Origin of the sequence: Brachyspira alvinipulli ATCC 51933, assembly GCF_000518245.1 — a bacterium.
Taxonomy (GTDB): Bacteria; Spirochaetota; Brachyspiria; order Brachyspirales; family Brachyspiraceae; genus Brachyspira; species Brachyspira alvinipulli.
In genome coordinates this window covers 54248-70744 of the sequence record NZ_JADF01000020.1, presented here as the reverse complement: position 1 = coordinate 70744, position 16497 = coordinate 54248, and the positions used below count along the sequence as shown (strand labels likewise).

The following is a 16497-nucleotide window of genomic DNA, read 5'->3' as shown; positions in this document are numbered from 1 at the left end:
ATATGATATTCTCTGCTGTACCAAACCCTGAATATCTATATTGCTCTGCTTTATTAATCTCTTACTAATTTTTACTAATTTAGTTAATTGATTTGCTTTCATTTCTCTTTTGCCGAAAGACATGCTAGTATCTTCTTTAACCTCTGCTATTTCTGCTTTCCAATCAAGATCATTTAAGTCGCTGTCTAAAGTTGGTATTCCTATGCTAGCATATCCGTTCATAGCAGGAATTATATTCGCTCTTTTTCTTATTTGTACTGCATCATCAAGATCTTTTATAATTTGTTTTACAAGATACTGAGGGGCGATAGTATATCCGCCTCCTTCAGCTACTCCTGCTTGAAGTGTTTCTCGTATCTCTTTATCATTGCCTGTTCTAAACCATATATCTACTTTAGATCTTAATTCAGATTCATTATCATCAGCAGATGCATTATCTAAATTATCAGCTATATTTCTTTTATTCATAGAAGAATTAGTTTGAAGTGATAGAAGCCTATCGCATCTTTCTATCTCTTTATTTCTGTTTTCTATTAACTGCATTAAAGTATCTATATCGTTATCCAATTTTGATATATCATCTTTTTTAATTTCTCTCTCTTCTACACTCATAGAAGAATATGCATTTCTTTTTTGCATAAGTTCATCAATGGTTGTTAAAGATAAATTATTTTCATTTTTTAGTTTTTCTATTAAAGCTCTTAATTCTTCTTGTGTCATAATTTGATACTCCTTATTTATTTTTTATTTTTAGATATTTTATTTTTCTCTCATATTCATTACTTCTATCATCAAAACCATCATTTATAACAGATTTTTGAGGTGGTGTAGGTATATATGCATCTTCATTTTTATTTCTAACATTTGTTTCCGTATAAGCAGGAAATGTTACTAATGATATTTCATGTAAAGTGATTTCGTTTATTTCACGAATAGGCATTCCATATTCTTTTAATGTTTCTTTATTGTCAATCCAATTTTCTCTTACTACTTTGAATCCGAAAGACATTTGCTTTATATCGCCTCTGTCTACGCTTTCTTTTAAATCTCTTGCCCAAGTAGTATTTGGAAGTTCCACTTCAAAATATAAACCCTTATCATCTTCCCTTAAAATCAATGTGCCGGAACTTTTTCTGCCGAGAACATATCTTGTATCATGTCCCCAAAGACATACTTGATCATTTTCTAATAATGATTTAGTAAAAGCACCTCTGTTTATACGCTCTCTAAATAAATCCCCATAAAGCGGCTCACTTAAAGAATTATATACAATAGCATAGCCTCTTAATTTAAGAGGTTCACCTTCGGTGTCTGTGCTTTTTTGGATATCAATATCTATACTTCTAATTTCATTATTCTTCACTGGCATTTTTGTCTTCCTTTTATTATTGCTATGCTCGCCTCACATTATAGGAGCGAATAAGCAGGCTTATTCGCTTGTTCGGCTCGCTTTATTTTCTGTATTTTCATTATTAAAGTCTTTATTGCCCTCATTTTCTGAAGTTTCACCGACGCTTTGCCTAGTAGGCACCTTTTGGTGCGTGCCTTCGGCAAGGTGCCTTTCGGCATAAACACTTTTTATTGGTCTTATTTGCTGAGAAACAAAATACTCATCTCCGTATTCATCTCCTACTTCGTTAAGATTTTCCAGTATCCGCCATTCATTTCTAGTAAGAACACCATTATTTAATTTGATTTGATTTGCTTGCTGTCTTGTAAGAGTATCGCCTCTCAAAAGCCCATCTAAATTGAACTCTATATTATATTTTTTTCTTTCTGGTCCGCTTAATAAATGTCCATTCAGTGCTTTTTCTATACGAACGCACCAAGGTCTTATGGTGTGCGTTACAAACTCTATACTTTGATGTTCTATATTATTATTTGTACTCCTGCTTAAATCCCCAATTAAATGCGGAGGTACACGGAACACTCGGCATATTTCTTCTACCGAAAATCTTCTGCTTTCTAAAAATTGTGCATCTGACAAGTTCATTGTTATAGGGTCTATTTTCATTCCTTCTTCAAGGACAACAATGCCTTTTTCCCAAGCCTCTCTGAAACTTTCTTTTAAGTTCTTTTTAGCATCTGCACTTAATTTATCTGGATGTGAAATAATTGGAACTTTTTTAACGCCATTAGAAAAGAAATCTAATGCGAAATTATCCTGATAAAGTCCTGTAGTTATTTGCTTACGCATCATAGCTATTGGACTGTATCCTATCACTCCGTTCCATCCAAGCCCTGCTATATGCATAACTTGTAATGGAGATAAAGTGATTATTTTTCCGTCATCAGAGTATTCAAACATTTTATTGCCGTTTGAATCTCTAAAAATGCGTATTTTATTAGAATCTATTAAATAAAGTTCTGTTACTCTGTTGAAATTATCTCTTACTACTTCTACAAAACCATTGCCTTGCAGAAGTATTTGAGTTATTAGACTTTCTATAAATGATACTGATGTGCATTCTTCATTAGGTGAGTCATGTAATAAGCTATATAAAGAATGATCTTTAGCTTTTACTTTATTATTTCCATTTATTTTATATATAAAAAGAGGTAAGGTTGCTATTGTTTCAGCTATAACTCTCACGCATGCAAATACTGTAGAGAAAGTTAAAGCTGTATTAGAATTGACTGCTGATAAAGTTTTATCATTTTGAATAGACAAAAAGTTATTACTGTCAATATGACTGAAATCAGGAAACAGCCACTTTTTTATATAATTCCTTATATTTTTTATAATAGGCATATATATATAAAAAAATATAAGGAAATATAAGTATTATTTAATTATATTATGCTATTTTTTCATTAATAATATCCTCTTGTTTATCTTGATATGCTTTGCTTATTCTTTTTACTGCTGTATCAAAATATTCATCATCTAGCTCTATTCCTATAAACTTTCTATTAGTATTAATACATGCAACTCCTGTACTGCCTCCGCCCATAAATGGATCTAGTATTGTATCGTTTTCATCTGAAACTAATTTAACTATTCTCTCCATTAAAGCAACAGGCTTTTGTGTTGGATGCTGATATTTATATTGCTCTCTATTACAACGCATAATAGATGTTTCTATTTTTCCTACCTTCACAGACTGAAATAAATTAACACCTCTTTTTGCTCCCTGATGTTTTCTTGCTGTTATTTCATATTTTCTTTTGCTTTCATAATTAAACTCTTTTATGCCTGTCTCTATATATTTAATAACATCATCTTTATCTTTGCTGTTTAAGGCACTCCTTAATCCTTTCCAAATATCTATTATTCTATCCAATTTATTTTTATTAATTTGATATTCTAAATAGTCAACATATTCCTTTCTTAAATTAGCATTCCCTAAACTACGAAAAGAAATATCTTCATGTATTCTTAAAAAATTATTTAGATAATTAGAAGCATTTTCTTTTTCCCATACAGCATTTTCTTTAAACTTGAAACCTAATTTGTCAAGTATTAAGTTCCATCTGAAAAAAGCATCTCCTCTTCCAAAAAATGCTATCATAGAATTATTTTTTAATAATCTTTTCCATTCTCCAAATACTTTATCTTCATTGAAAGGTATATCTAGTTTATGCTTTAAATATAAATACGGTGGATCTGATGCCACAGCATTTATAGAATCGCTTTCTAATTCTTCCATAACCTCTTCGCAATTTCCCTTAAGTAAAGTACAGTTTCCAATAACAACTTTTCTAAACATAAAAGCTCCTGAATTATTTTTTTATTATAGTTATAAAATATTATATTACTTATTATTAATGTAGATTTTTAACTAAAATATACTGTTAGGAGTATTAATGCCTGATAAAGCTAAAAAAGCCCCAAAAAACGCCAAAAATAAGCCGAAAAAAGCCGTTATAATACCAAATCCACCAGAATATTTTAGTGGGTATTCTTTAAAAAAATGGGAGGAACTTGCTCCTATTTTTGCTGAAAAAAATATGCTTGGAGAAGCTGATTTATCAGCATTTGAACTTTTATGCCTACATTATGGTGATGCTATGAATCTTTATGAAGCTATGATTAATGAAGGCGGTTCTATAGCAGGCTATTTAGCAGGTAAAAACTCTCAAACTATGGGTGAATATTTAGCATATCATAAAGCCATAACAGCATATACAAAAATGCTTACTGAGTTTGGTTTAACTCCTGCTTCCAAAAAGAAAGTTCCTACACCTGATACTATAGAAGAGGATGATCCGCTTGAAAAAATGATAAATGGTTAAATATGATGTATACATATGAAGAATATATCAATAAAGTTATAAATAAAGAATTACCAGTATGTCAAGCTGCTTTTTTATCTGTGAAAAGGCATTTGGACGATATAGAAAAATCAAAAAATAATGATTATCCTTTTTATTTTGATGAGAACGAAGCTAAACGTCCTATTACTTTTATTCAATCTTTAGTACATACAAAAGGAGAATGGGCAAATCATAATATTATATTAGAATCTTGGGAACAATTTATAATAGCAAGCATATTCGGATGGAGGAGAAAGGAAAATAATTTAAGAAGATTTAAAAAGGCTTATGTTCAGGTGAGTAGGAAGAATGGAAAAACTACTTTTGCATCTGGCATTGGTAATTATTGTTTTTTCTGCGACAGTCCTGCAGAGGCTGGAGTTGAAATATACTATATAGCTACTAAAAAAGATCAAGCGAAAATAGCATGGAGTGAAAGCGAAAGGCAAATAAGAAAAGCAAAAGCTCTTAATAAAGAAGCGATTACATATAAACAAACTTCTACAATTACAAAGAAAAAAGATACTGCCTCAAAATCAAAACCATTAGGACAGGATAGCAACACTGAAGACGGATTAAATCCGCATTTGGTTATAGTAGATGAGTACCATGCACATCCTGATAATGAATTATTAAATGTTCTTGAGTCAGGAATGGGAGCTAGAAGGCAGCCACTTATATTTATAATTACTACTGCTGGATTTGATAAATCTTCAGTATGTTTTTCTGAATATGAATATGCTAAGCAAGTATTACAAGGTTCATTAAATAATGATGAGTATTTTACTATAATATACGAGCCTGATAACATCAATGATATTTGGATATTTATGTCTGAATATAAAGAAAAATTAAATAAAAATGAAGATATTTCAAAGCAGGAAGAATTAATAAATAAAATTATTTTTCAAGCTAATCCTAATATAAATGTTTCTGTAAAAGATAGTTACCTAAAATCTAGGCTTTTGGAAGGACTGGATAAACCTATTCAGCGAACTGATATACTTACAAAAAACTTGAATGTTTGGACACAGGCAAGCGAGGTTTGGATATCTTCTGACAGATGGCTTAAATCTTATTTACATCAAAGTATAAATATAAATGAATTAAAAGGCAGAAAAGCCTGCATAGGTTTGGATTTAGCAACTACAAGAGATATAGCAGCCTATGTTTTATGTTTTGATTCTATTGATAATGGTCCGTATATACTTCTGCCTCGCTTCTTTATGCCTAAAGAAAATATAAGGCAGCGTTCTAAAGAGGACAGAGTACCTTATGAATTATGGGCTTCTCAAGGTTTAATTACTTTAACAAGCGGTGATATAATAGATTTTAATATTATAGAATCTTCAATCTTAAATGATGCGAAAGATTTTGAAATTATAGAAATAGCTTATGATCCTTGGAAAGCTATTGAAATAGTAACACACTTAGAAAGCGAAGGCTTCAAAATGGAACAGGTTAGGCAGTCTTTTGCTGTCGGCGGTTTATCTGAAGGAACTTCTTTATTTGAAAAAACTATAGATGAACGTAAACTTTTACATGGTAATAATGCTGTTCTTAATTGGATGATAAGCTGCTGTGAAGTAAAAACAGATGGTAGGGATAATTATCTTCCTGTAAAACCTGACAGAAGAAGATCGTATAAAAGAATAGATGGTGTTGTAGCCTCTATTATGGCTCTTCATAGAGTAATTAAAAATCATTTTGAAGATACGAAAAGTATTTATGAAAGTGAAGGTGTATTTACATTATAATCTGGATACTTTATATATTATTATATATAAAGTATCCATTCATAAATAATTAAAAAAAGTTTACGATACTTTCAAATTGTCTATTTCTGTTTCTGTTTTTGTTATATAATAACCTAATAATTTATTTATTTTTGTTTGCATTTCTTTTCTCATCATTCTTGATGATAATTCTAAAAAATCTGCATAATTATTTATAATATCATCGCTTGTATTAGTATCTACTCTCATGCTGTATACTTTGAAAGAAGATGTTATTTTTCCATTTCTATCTTTATCAGTTCTTACTATCTCCTCATTATTAAAATTAACTTCTGCATTATATCTATTCAAATCAACATCTAATTTATCATTAGTTAATAATTCCCTTATTGCTTTTGTAGCCTCTTCATTATTGTTTTTTATTATTGCTAATTCTTTTTTTAATTGTTTATTCATTTTTAATTACCTCTTTTTTTAATTATTTATGTGATGACAATAACTCTGTTTGGAAAGATAGCAAGTTCTTTTCCGCAAAAAAGTTATTTTTTCTCACTTATTAATTAAAATTAAGGCAAAAAATAAGGGGTATTAAGCCCCTTATTTTTCAATATCATAATTAAATATTATTATTATTTAATATGTCACATGCCTCTATATTCTTTTTTAATACTTCTATTAAATGTTCATAATCTTTTATAGATTCTTTATCTTCTTCAAAAAAAGATAATAACAAATTAAATAAATAACTAGCATTTTCATATTTGCATTCTCTTAATGCCTTAGTTGCCTCACCGTATATTCTAAAATATCTTTCTAATTGAATCATTTTTAATTACCTCTTTTTTAATTATTTATGTGATGACAATAACTCTGTTCCAAAAGATAGCAAGTTCTTTTCCTGCGAAACTATAATTTTTTCACATTTATTTCTTAAAATTAAGGCAAAAATAAGGGGCTTTAATGCCCCTTTATACAATTAAATATAATATTAAAGAAGTTTAAATAAATGTACTGCTGTCATATAATCGTTTGGTAACCTTACTACATCACCTTTTATTCTATCCACATCATCATTATCTATAATAGTAAAATAATAATAATTACAAGAATTACAATATTTTACGTGTTCATTTAACTCTTCTTTATAAAATGCATTTTCATTATCTGCTATATCATACAAATTATCAATTAAAAATCCCTTTAAGAATAAATCATCACTGCTGTTCTTTTGAACTTCTATAATAATGAGCATATCTTCTTCTATGTTTTTTAATATTTCTTTTTTATCCATTGTAATTACCTCTTTTAATTATTTATGTGATGACAATAACTCTGTTCCAAAAGATAGCAACTTCTTTTCCGAAAAAAGTTATTTTTTTCTTACTTATTTACTAAAATTAAGGCAAAAAAATAAGGGGCTTTAAAGCCCCTTATTTTTTGATATTAAAACATTCTATACAATATATAATTAGCTCCTTTTTTCATTATTTTATTCTTATCAAACTTATTCTTTTTATCTTTAACAAAATCTATAAATTCTTTAGTAGTGAACTCTTTAAATACATTTAATATTACTTGTATATCAACATCAATTATAAGTTCTTTTTTTTCTTTATCATATACCCTTGAAAAAAAATCTTCTTCAAGTGTAAAGCAATCATCTTCTATTATAAAATTAGCTATTGTCTCAGATGAATTTTTAGAAAAATTAGTGTTTTCTAATATTTTTTTAGCAATACTATCTAATGTAAAAGTTGTCATTTTATTTACCTCTTTTTAATTATTTATTTATGTGATGACAATAACTCTGTTCCAAAAGATAGCAAGTTCTTTTCCTGCGAAACTATAATTTTTTCACATTTATTTCTTAAAATTAAGGCAAAAAATAAGGGGATTAATGCCCCTCATTTAATATAATAATTATATTATTATTCTATATAGCATATTACTAAATTATCATCACTAATTAATATATTATCACCATACAGATTTTCATTTTCTTCTAAATATTTAATAAAGCCCTCTGTATCAAACTCTTGATAAACATCTTTAATAAGATCATAGCCTATAGATACTTCATATTCATCATTTTCATTTAATGAAGCTAAAATTGGTAAACTTGCTCCTTGCTCTTTTACTACCAAATGTTCTGCTAATAATTCAGCTGCTTTTTCTGAGTAGTATTCTTTTAATCCTTCTTTTATATCATTCAAACTAAAATTAATCATTTTTAATTACCTCTTTTTTAATTATTTATTTATGTGATGACAATAACTCTGTTCCAAAAGATAGCAAGTTCTTTTCCTGCGAAACTATAATTTTTTCTCACTTATTTTTTAAAAATTAAGGAAAAAATAGGGCTGTTAAAACAGCCCTACAAAAATTATTTTTCTTTATCACTTCTTTAACAGCTGTTCATATAATCTTTTACGTAATCTTAAATCGTTAGTCATACTTGAATAATATTTAAATTTCCCTTCTTTAGTAAAAATTATACAGTTCACATTTTTTTTATATAAAGCATATTTCTCTCTATCAAATACTATAATACTGTTTTTGTTTTCTAATATTAATAAATTATGACCTAATTTTTTTTTGGCATCTTCTAATGTTGTTATTTTATCTTGCATATATAACCTCCATTTATTTACTTATAAGAGTTTCTAATATTTTCATTATATTAGTATAGTTATTTGTTCTTAACATTTTTGATATTAATAATAATAAGTCTGCATATACATCTCTATCCGCTATGTCAGAATCACCTATGCAATTTTCAGTTGGTGTATAGGATTTTAAGTTATAATAACTTCCATAAGATACTGAAAAATCTGCTATGTGTTTTCCGTATGCAAATATTTTTATTTGATTACTAAGAACTTCTATTGTTAAATGCTCTGTCTCTAATAATTTATTTAATATAAGCTCTACATTTTTGATTACTTCTTGATTCATTTTTTGATTACCTTTTTTAATTAATTATTTATGTGATGACAATAACTCTGTTCCAAAAGATAGCAAGTTCTTTTCCGCAAAAAGTTATTTTTCAGACTTTTAAATTGCCAAATTGTTAAATTGGTTATTTTTATAACTTTTTATAAATAAATAATATAATTCAAAAAAGGAGAATATTAATGGATTCTAGGAATGGTATAACTATTAATTTTAATCAAGATATATATAGATGGATTGTAAAAATGGTTGAAAAAGCTAAAGCAGATCCTCTAAATTATTCTAATTCTACATTTGGTGGTTTTGTGCAGGCTTGTGTTGCAAAAGCTAAAAAAGAATACGAAGAAAAAGGCAGTGAAATGCAGAAATTAAAGAAAAGAGTGGAAGAATTAGAAGAAACTGTAAAAAGAATTGATGAATTAGAAAATAAAATTAAAGAATTAGAAAAATGATATTGATACCCCCTAATAAAAAAGTTATCGCCATGCATAAAAGACTCCCCACTCGTTGCACCGAGTAAAAGCCCACAGAGATTTTCCCCACCCCCAGCCAATTGAATATAAATCAGTTATAATTCAGATAAGAAAAAAATTAAAATAAATTATTATTTACTACTTGAATAGTATTGACAATTTTCAAGATTGTAGTATAATATAATCAATCCTAAAGAAATGAAGGAGGTAATTATGGAAGTCTTAACTTTCATAGCTACAATTATTGATATCGTGACTCTTATCGTAATTGTGGTTAAACTAATAAAAATTAAAAAATAATTTTTATTAGTCACGAAAGGGAGCTAAGTTAGCCGACTTGGCTCCTGACTTCCATAGTTAATATTATATACATTATAAAGGAGTTGTCAAGATGTTAACAACTGTAAATGCAATATTATCTGTAGTATCATTATCACTTAATATAGTAGTATTAGTTCTTTTATTGAAAAGAGGTCATAATAATGGATAATAAAAAAAATAGCTGGGGAGGGGCTAGAGCTAACTCTGGACCAAAAAGAAAGACAGAAGATAGGCTTGACATTAAATTATATATGCGTGTTAGTGAAAAAGAACAGCTCCTAATAAAAGAAAAAGCAGAACAGAACAATGTCAGTGTATCTCAATATATTAGAGATGCTGTATTAAAAGAATTAAATATATAATTTATTGATTATAGGTGTTGCGATAATAAAGGTTATCGTAATACATTATATATAAATATTAGGAATTAATTATGTCTGTAAAAAAAGAAAGTAAATTAATAAAAGTAAATGGAAGATTAATAACAAGTGCTTTAATAGATAAAAACAATACTTTTTTAGCATTATGTGAACTTATAAATAATTCTATCCAAGCATCAGCAAAAATTATAGAATTGAATATGGAATCTAATTCTCCTAATGAATTAATAAAGGATAGTATATCTTTTTTATCGATTAGAGATGATGGTGTTGGAGTATCATTTAGTGATTTTCCAAAAAAAATATTAGAAATAGCTACAGACATAAAACCTAAAGGGAAAGGTACTGGAAGATTTTCTGTTTTTCAATTTGGTAAAACAGTATATTTTGAAACGATTTCATACGATAAAACTTTAGAAAAATATACAAAAACCTACTGTACATTAAAACTAGATGAGCTTCAACTTGGATATATAGATAAAGAAGTAGAAATATTTCATGATATTTTTGATTCAAAAGAAGACACATATTTTTTAATAGAAATTAAAGATATGATTACAGAAGAAGATATAAACTATAATAAAAGAAAACATAAAATTAATAATGCATTAAAAATAGAAAATATAGGTTTATCATTGTTTACTACTTATCCTGTAGAAATGCTTGATAAAAATATTTCTTTTTTTGTTAATGAAAAAAAAGTTAATGCAGAAGATTATCAATTATCTAGAAAACAATTTAATAGTGAATATAATAATTACTCCATTCAGTATGATATTATAGAACATAAATCAAAAAATAATAAGGAAAATAAAACGATTTGTATAAGAACAGAAAATAACGGTGTTAAAAATATATTAAATTATTTTGAAATAGAAATTGATATACCTTATAAAGGAAAAGCAAAAATAAGTTGGCATATATATGTTGATTCGCAATATATAGATGATAATTTAGATATTTTTGAAAATATGGATTTTAATGATATTGATATTAATATAAAAAATTTTTTAGATAAAGTAAGGATAGATATAGAAAATTTTTTTCTAGAACAATATCAAGAATATTTTGATTTCAAATCTAAATTAATAAAAGATGATAATTATCCGTATAAAAATGAAGAAAGTTCTTCTAAAAGTAAAGAATATGCTTTTATTCAAATAGCATACTCAATAGAACAAAAATATAAGTTATTATCTAATAAAAATAAGGATCTTATTAAAATAATTTATCCATTATTAAATGGATGTATAGAAAATCCAAATTTTATGAAAATTATTAACAATATTAGTATTTTACCAAAAGATCTAATTGAAAGATTTAATGATTTGGTAGATAAAACAGAATTAGATAAAATCATTCCTTTTGCTGATGATGTAGCTTCTAAAATGTGTTTTTTAGATTTTTTAGAAAAAATAAACTATGCTGATGATATATCTAAATATATATTAGAAAGACAAGAATTGCATAAAATTGTAGAAAAAGAACTATGGATATTTGGAGAAGAATATAGTCATAATACCATATTGAAAAGTGATAAAAATCTTGGTAATAATTTAATTGACTTAAGAAACAATATTATTAAAAATACAAATGAAGCAGATGAAATAACAATAAAAAATGAAATAAAAAAAATAACTGATCTGTTTTTTTGGGTTGATTTTAAATATACTAATAGACATGAAGTATTAATTGTGGAATTGAAAAGACCATCTCTTCATATAGGATATAAAGAAGTTGAACAAATACAAGATTATGCTAATCTTATAAATGAATCTAATAAAATATCTAAAACTGATGTTAAATTTAAATTAATATTAATTGGTTCAAGTATAAATAACAAATTAAAAAATACTATAAAATTAAAAGAACCAACTTTTACATTTAATGATAACAATATAGAAATATGGATTATGCAATGGATTGATTTAATAAAAATTAATAGAGATAAATTAACTTATATGGGAAATGAATTAAAAGTCATAGACGATTATATATTTAATAATTTAGATACAAAATACCCAAATTTAGACTTTAAGAATATAAAATCTAAATTGACAATTATAAATAATAAAAACTAGTTATGCATTCTTGTTTTACAATATTAATTATAATTTCGATAACACAAATTATCGCAACAGTTTATTTACTATATTCTAAAATAAGTTTTTTTATATACTTACGTACGCTCATATTATTTTCTTTAGCTAATCTTTTTAGTAGTTTATATTCTTTATATTTGAATCTGCAAACTATTAATCTTTTTTTCATTATTCTACCTCCAAACTTTTTAAGTATATTCCTGTTATAGCTATACTACTATGATTTAATGCCTGTCTAATAAGTTCTATGTCTTTGGTTTGTTTGTATAGAGTAACAGCAAAATAATGCCTTATATCGTGTATAGAGTAGGCAGCTTTTATTTTGCCTTGTTCATATAAACGCTTTGAACTTCTATAAAAGATGTTTCTTATTACTTCAGAACTTTTATTTTTGAAAGGATTATTAAAAGAGAGATTATTCTGTTTTAATAATTTAATAACTTTGTCAGTAACTTTCCAGCTTATTTCTTTTCCTTTTGAATAAGAATAATATTTACACGAATGTGTCCCTGTGGGATTGTTTCTAATTTCTAAATTAGATAAAGCACCAACACGCACACCGCATTCCATTATAAAAATGATGGCCACTTTTATAAGCGGATCTGATACATCTTTAATTATTAATTCAATTTCTTTTTTAGTTGGTACTTCCAAACGTTTTTTATTTTTCACAGGCGGACGAGTTTTTGTACCTCGAAAAGGATTTTTCATAAATGGATATCTTCTTTCTAAAAATGAAAAGAAAGAGGAACAGGAAGAAACTAATGCACGTACACTTAAATTAGAAAGCTCACTAGAATTAACTTCTGTTATAAAATCATCAGCTTCTCTTGCTTTAATAAATAAAATATTCTTATTATTCATTTTACAGTATTCCTCTAGTTTATTAAGTCCGTTTTTATACTGTCTTTTTGTGTGATTGCTTTTTGTTTTTGAACATTGCTTAAAAAAGTTTTCTTTCTCTGTTTCATAATCTATCTGTTTAATAAGCTGCTCTTCTTTCATATAGTCAAGTATATTTAAGTAGTTAGCTTGTTTGTAAAGAAGTTCTGCTTGCTCTTGGCTTATTATATTATTCCTTTTTAATATTAATTCATTCTTTTTTTTAGAAGACATATTTATACCTTTCCATAAATTAAAGGCAAAAGCCCTTATATATAGAAAAGAATATAAACTTTTATAACTCCTAATTTAATTTTATTACTATATCACAAAGCAAAGCTGTTATATTCGATAAAAAGAAACAAAGTAAATAAAAAGCCTTAGCGATTTCATTTTTTGATGTGATACTTATATAAATGGACATTAATCCGAATATTGTAAAAATTATAGAACCGATTTGATAAACAATCATTTATATATCTCTACCTTACTATAATAATTTTCATAAGCTAATTTTCTAGGAAGTTTTGAAACTCTCTTGAATAATAAACATTGATATTTTTTACCAACTTTTATGAATATTTTTAATCTTGCTATAACATCTGTTTGATTTTTATAACTTACCTTTTTATGCCAATCATATCTAACACGCCTTTTTATTCGTTTATAAATAGCTTTATATTTATTAGCTTTATTCTTCAAAGTCATAATAACTCCTATCAAATAAGTTCTGTATTTCTTCTTCAAACTCTTTATATATATCTTTTAAACATTTTCTTATTTTATTATTTTTATCAGATATATTTTCAAGCTTAGTTCCTTTTTTTATTCTTATATACTCATTACACATATATAAGTCTATATATTTTAATTGTTTGTAATCTCTATCAAAATGAATGTTAAAGTCTAATTCATTAAACGGCAGCATATTTTTTAATACACTTTTTATTTTTTGTCTTAATAGTATTTTATTTTTACTCAGCATTTTTTAAACCTTATTTAATATATTTTCTACTGCCTGCATATAAAACTCTAAACTATGATTGCAGTCTAATCTTTCATTATTTATGGTTACAAACAGTTCATTTTTCTTTTTTAGTTTTTTATAACTAACATTAATATTTTTATATCTATATTTTAATACTCCTAAAATATCATTCATTCTTCTGAACTCATCATTTACATCATTATAATTAATAATAGCCTTAATCATTTCCCTACTTTTTTCTGGTGTTCTGTTAAATTTTTTATTGCTTTAATATTTAGGTTTATTTTTTGACCTGATATTATTTTTAATTGTTTTCTTATCTTTCCTTTCATTTAATTTATCTCCTTAATTGTTATTCATTTATAAACTAATAATCAAAAAGCATTTTATTGCCTTCGCTATCCACTTTATCACCATCTGCATCAAAATCCCAATTATTAATATTATCTGTATCTACACTTAATGGATCTTCTTCATCCTCTTCATCTATTCTATAATTTGAATCATCTTCACCGAAAGATATTATTCCATTATCCTCTTCTAATGTTTCTTCAAAATATTTATTTTCTCTTTTATCAATTTCTTTTCTTATATCTTTTCTGTAATGTTCAAGCATTGTTACTTTTTCTAATTCTTTCAATTCTTCAAGAGTAAGTTCTGATAGCCTTCTTCCTTGTGTTATTTTATTTTCAAGTTCACGGCTATGATTAAACTTTCTGCCTTGTAAAATATGTTTTGCAGTTTCTGTAGTATTATAGAAAGCAGATAATTCTTTATCTAATGGAATTATTTTTTCAAGTTCTTCGTCTGTAAGTTCATTGTATGCTCTGCCGTTTGTTATAGCTTTTATTTTATTTTCAAGTTCTATTTTTTTTGATGTTTCATTATTTTCTGATTTAGTCATACTTAAATCAAAAATACCTCTGCTATTTAATTCATTTTTTATATAATCTTTATACCCTTGCTCTAGCTCATCATTATTGTACAGTTCAATTAACTTGTCATTGCTGAATAGATTTAAATATACACCTTTACTAGGACCATCTATAGGACATCTTGAATAGTCTTTTTCAGAAGATTTACTGTTGTCATCAATATTTTCTTTTATTTCTTTTTTACTAACTTTTGATATAAACCTCTGTATAGCCCTCATAACAGTATTAGCCTCTTCTTTATTGTCCGACTTAAAAGTTATACCAAAAACTCCTTCATCTTCTATAACATGCAGCTCTCTCATTGTTCATTTCCTTTTTTATTTTCTAATTTCATTTTAAGTTTTACTGCATCTTTTATTAGATTTGCAAATTTATCTGAAGGTATGTTTTCTTTATTAGTTACAAAGTATATAAACTCAGTTAATAAATAAATTGTATCTTCGATGCTAATATTTTTAGTATCAATAATAATATGTTTTTCTTTATTATCTCGTTCTATATGTATATATTGTTTTTGATTATTTGTTTTTATATTCATAAGTATATCCTAATAATCTTTTTTCTTATTTCCAAAAGCTCCATCTTCTTTTGCTGTTTTTCTGGAATGGCAGCTTTTGCATAAAGCCTGCAGGTTATTTTTATCATAAAAGAGCGGATCATCTTCACTTTCTACTCTTTTTATATGATCTATATGTTCAGCAAAATTATGGCACTCAGCGAAGTTTTTACAAAGCGGATTTTCTTTTAAAAAACTTTCTCTCAATGCACGCCACTTCTTGCTTTTGTATTTTCTATATGCTTTATCATCACTTCTTATCATAAACACTCTTTTACAAACATTTTATTTACAAGTGATCAACACTGTTGACAACTTATTAATATAACATTATTCATTATTAGCTATCTCATCTTCTATATCAGTTAACACTGATTCAAAATCTTCATAGCAGTACGGAGTCTGTCCATCTATACATATTTTAAATGCTCCATCTTCTAAATCTATATAGCAGTTGCATAAATCATTATTAATTTCTAATCTATTTCTTTTAATCTCCATATCATCTTTTAATACAGGATATTGTTCAGCTATTTTATTTGATACAACTTCTAAAATAGCTATTTTTGTACAAACATAATGTTCACGCAATTTTTCTAAAAATATCATTTTTTATCTCCTTATTTATAATTTGTAAAATTAAAAAATAAATCTGTTTTTATATTATTATCTCTATAGATGATTTTATTACAAAGTTCTTCATATGCTCTATCAATAGTATCTAAACAATCTGAAGATAAAATAAGCATTTTATTTTTTTTATCATCTTCAATAATTAAATGATATCTTTCTATTACTAATTGATTATTCTCAATATTATCTTTATATATGCGGATAGGTTTTTCAATAAGAAATAAACTATCATCTGTTAATATTTTAAGCATATAAACTTCCTCTTTTAATAAAATCCTATAA

The 16497-nt window shown here is 26.2% G+C and carries 27 protein-coding genes; 5 read left to right on the top strand and 22 right to left on the bottom strand.

Annotated features, from left to right (window positions below; translation table 11 throughout):
• From T324_RS0103520 to T324_RS0103505, 4 genes are all read right to left on the bottom strand, one after another.
• Positions 1-720, bottom strand: a 720-nt coding sequence (locus T324_RS0103520) for a phage major capsid protein (RefSeq protein ID WP_028328989.1), incomplete at its 3' end; no start/stop codon positions are given.
• A 13-nt stretch (positions 721-733) separates the two neighbouring features.
• On the bottom strand, positions 734-1369 hold the full coding sequence (locus T324_RS0103515) for an HK97 family phage prohead protease (protein ID WP_028328988.1): 636 nt from the start codon (positions 1367-1369) through the stop codon (positions 734-736).
• Between the two features lie 60 nt (positions 1370-1429).
• Positions 1430-2752 carry a phage portal protein gene (locus tag T324_RS0103510; protein WP_028328987.1) on the bottom strand — a complete coding sequence of 441 codons (1323 nt, stop codon included), beginning with the start codon at positions 2750-2752 and terminating at the stop codon, positions 1430-1432.
• A gap of 46 nt (positions 2753-2798) precedes the next feature.
• Positions 2799-3710 carry a DNA-methyltransferase gene (locus tag T324_RS0103505; RefSeq protein WP_028328986.1) on the bottom strand — a complete coding sequence of 304 codons (912 nt, stop codon included), beginning with the start codon at positions 3708-3710 and terminating at the stop codon, positions 2799-2801.
• A 97-nt stretch (positions 3711-3807) separates the two neighbouring features.
• Here T324_RS0103505 and T324_RS0103500 point away from each other — a divergent pair, with 97 nt between their 5' ends.
• Positions 3808-4236 (top strand): P27 family phage terminase small subunit, encoded by a 429-nt coding sequence (locus T324_RS0103500; RefSeq protein ID WP_028328985.1) that lies wholly within the window; start codon positions 3808-3810, stop codon positions 4234-4236.
• Between the two features lie 5 nt (positions 4237-4241).
• On the top strand, positions 4242-6014 hold the full coding sequence (locus T324_RS0103495) for a terminase large subunit (RefSeq protein WP_028328984.1): 1773 nt from the start codon (positions 4242-4244) through the stop codon (positions 6012-6014).
• 60 nt (positions 6015-6074) lie between these two features.
• Here the strand turns inward: T324_RS0103495 and T324_RS0103490 are convergent, their stop codons facing one another.
• The 7 genes from T324_RS0103490 to T324_RS0103460 form a co-directional block, all read right to left on the bottom strand.
• Complete coding sequence (locus T324_RS0103490) at positions 6075-6449, bottom strand: hypothetical protein (protein ID WP_028328983.1); 375 nt, start codon at positions 6447-6449, stop codon at positions 6075-6077.
• Between the two features lie 160 nt (positions 6450-6609).
• Positions 6610-6819, bottom strand: a complete 210-nt coding sequence (locus T324_RS0103485; protein ID WP_028328982.1) for a hypothetical protein — start codon at positions 6817-6819, stop codon at positions 6610-6612.
• 162 nt (positions 6820-6981) lie between these two features.
• Positions 6982-7284: a hypothetical protein gene (locus tag T324_RS0103480; protein ID WP_028328981.1), complete on the bottom strand. Its 303-nt coding sequence runs from the start codon at positions 7282-7284 to the stop codon at positions 6982-6984.
• Positions 7285-7436: 152 nt separating this feature from the next.
• The gene (locus T324_RS0103475; RefSeq protein ID WP_028328980.1) at positions 7437-7754 is read right to left on the bottom strand and encodes a hypothetical protein; all 318 of its coding nucleotides are present in this window, start codon (positions 7752-7754) and stop codon (positions 7437-7439) included.
• A 167-nt stretch (positions 7755-7921) separates the two neighbouring features.
• Positions 7922-8221, bottom strand: coding sequence for a hypothetical protein (locus tag T324_RS0103470; protein WP_028328979.1), 300 nt, complete (start codon positions 8219-8221; stop codon positions 7922-7924).
• Positions 8222-8389: 168 nt separating this feature from the next.
• A complete protein-coding gene (locus T324_RS0103465) occupies positions 8390-8623 on the bottom strand; it encodes a hypothetical protein (RefSeq protein WP_028328978.1) in 234 nt (77 codons plus the stop codon).
• Positions 8624-8636: 13 nt separating this feature from the next.
• Positions 8637-8948, bottom strand: coding sequence for a hypothetical protein (locus tag T324_RS0103460; RefSeq protein WP_028328977.1), 312 nt, complete (start codon positions 8946-8948; stop codon positions 8637-8639).
• A 179-nt stretch (positions 8949-9127) separates the two neighbouring features.
• Here T324_RS0103460 and T324_RS0103455 point away from each other — a divergent pair, with 179 nt between their 5' ends.
• From T324_RS0103455 to T324_RS0103435, 3 genes are all read left to right on the top strand, one after another.
• A complete protein-coding gene (locus T324_RS0103455; protein WP_028328976.1) occupies positions 9128-9397 on the top strand; it encodes a hypothetical protein in 270 nt (89 codons plus the stop codon).
• A 503-nt stretch (positions 9398-9900) separates the two neighbouring features.
• Positions 9901-10101, top strand: coding sequence for a DUF6290 family protein (locus T324_RS0103440; RefSeq protein WP_028328975.1), 201 nt, complete (start codon positions 9901-9903; stop codon positions 10099-10101).
• 71 nt (positions 10102-10172) lie between these two features.
• Positions 10173-12200, top strand: a complete 2028-nt coding sequence (locus tag T324_RS0103435; protein WP_028328974.1) for an ATP-binding protein — start codon at positions 10173-10175, stop codon at positions 12198-12200.
• A gap of 61 nt (positions 12201-12261) precedes the next feature.
• Here T324_RS0103435 and T324_RS18730 read toward each other — a convergent pair whose 3' ends face one another.
• The 11 genes from T324_RS18730 to T324_RS0103380 form a co-directional block, all read right to left on the bottom strand.
• Entirely contained in the window at positions 12262-12390 is a 129-nt protein-coding gene (locus T324_RS18730; RefSeq protein ID WP_281171795.1) for a hypothetical protein, read from the bottom strand.
• The gene (locus T324_RS0103425) at positions 12390-13337 is read right to left on the bottom strand and encodes a tyrosine-type recombinase/integrase (RefSeq protein ID WP_028328973.1); all 948 of its coding nucleotides are present in this window, start codon (positions 13335-13337) and stop codon (positions 12390-12392) included. Before T324_RS0103425 ends, T324_RS18730 begins: the two co-directional genes overlap by 1 nt.
• 70 nt (positions 13338-13407) lie before the next feature.
• Positions 13408-13575, bottom strand: coding sequence for a group-specific protein (locus T324_RS18240; RefSeq protein ID WP_084548608.1), 168 nt, complete (start codon positions 13573-13575; stop codon positions 13408-13410).
• The gene (locus T324_RS0103420; RefSeq protein ID WP_028328972.1) at positions 13572-13811 is read right to left on the bottom strand and encodes a hypothetical protein; all 240 of its coding nucleotides are present in this window, start codon (positions 13809-13811) and stop codon (positions 13572-13574) included. The genes T324_RS18240 and T324_RS0103420 overlap by 4 nt, the downstream gene beginning before the upstream one ends.
• Positions 13795-14088 carry a hypothetical protein gene (locus tag T324_RS0103415; protein WP_028328971.1) on the bottom strand — a complete coding sequence of 98 codons (294 nt, stop codon included), beginning with the start codon at positions 14086-14088 and terminating at the stop codon, positions 13795-13797. The genes T324_RS0103420 and T324_RS0103415 overlap by 17 nt, the downstream gene beginning before the upstream one ends.
• Positions 14089-14091: 3 nt before the next feature.
• The gene (locus T324_RS0103410; protein ID WP_028328970.1) at positions 14092-14316 is read right to left on the bottom strand and encodes a hypothetical protein; all 225 of its coding nucleotides are present in this window, start codon (positions 14314-14316) and stop codon (positions 14092-14094) included.
• A 142-nt stretch (positions 14317-14458) separates the two neighbouring features.
• Positions 14459-15328, bottom strand: coding sequence for a hypothetical protein (locus tag T324_RS0103400; protein WP_028328969.1), 870 nt, complete (start codon positions 15326-15328; stop codon positions 14459-14461).
• Positions 15325-15564, bottom strand: coding sequence for a hypothetical protein (locus tag T324_RS0103395; RefSeq protein WP_038374994.1), 240 nt, complete (start codon positions 15562-15564; stop codon positions 15325-15327). The genes T324_RS0103400 and T324_RS0103395 overlap by 4 nt, the downstream gene beginning before the upstream one ends.
• 9 nt (positions 15565-15573) lie before the next feature.
• Positions 15574-15843, bottom strand: coding sequence for an HNH endonuclease (locus T324_RS0103390; protein ID WP_028328967.1), 270 nt, complete (start codon positions 15841-15843; stop codon positions 15574-15576).
• 69 nt (positions 15844-15912) lie between these two features.
• Positions 15913-16191, bottom strand: coding sequence for a hypothetical protein (locus T324_RS0103385; protein WP_028328966.1), 279 nt, complete (start codon positions 16189-16191; stop codon positions 15913-15915).
• 11 nt (positions 16192-16202) lie between these two features.
• On the bottom strand, positions 16203-16466 hold the full coding sequence (locus T324_RS0103380) for a hypothetical protein (protein ID WP_028328965.1): 264 nt from the start codon (positions 16464-16466) through the stop codon (positions 16203-16205).
• Positions 16467-16497 lie beyond the last annotated feature (31 nt).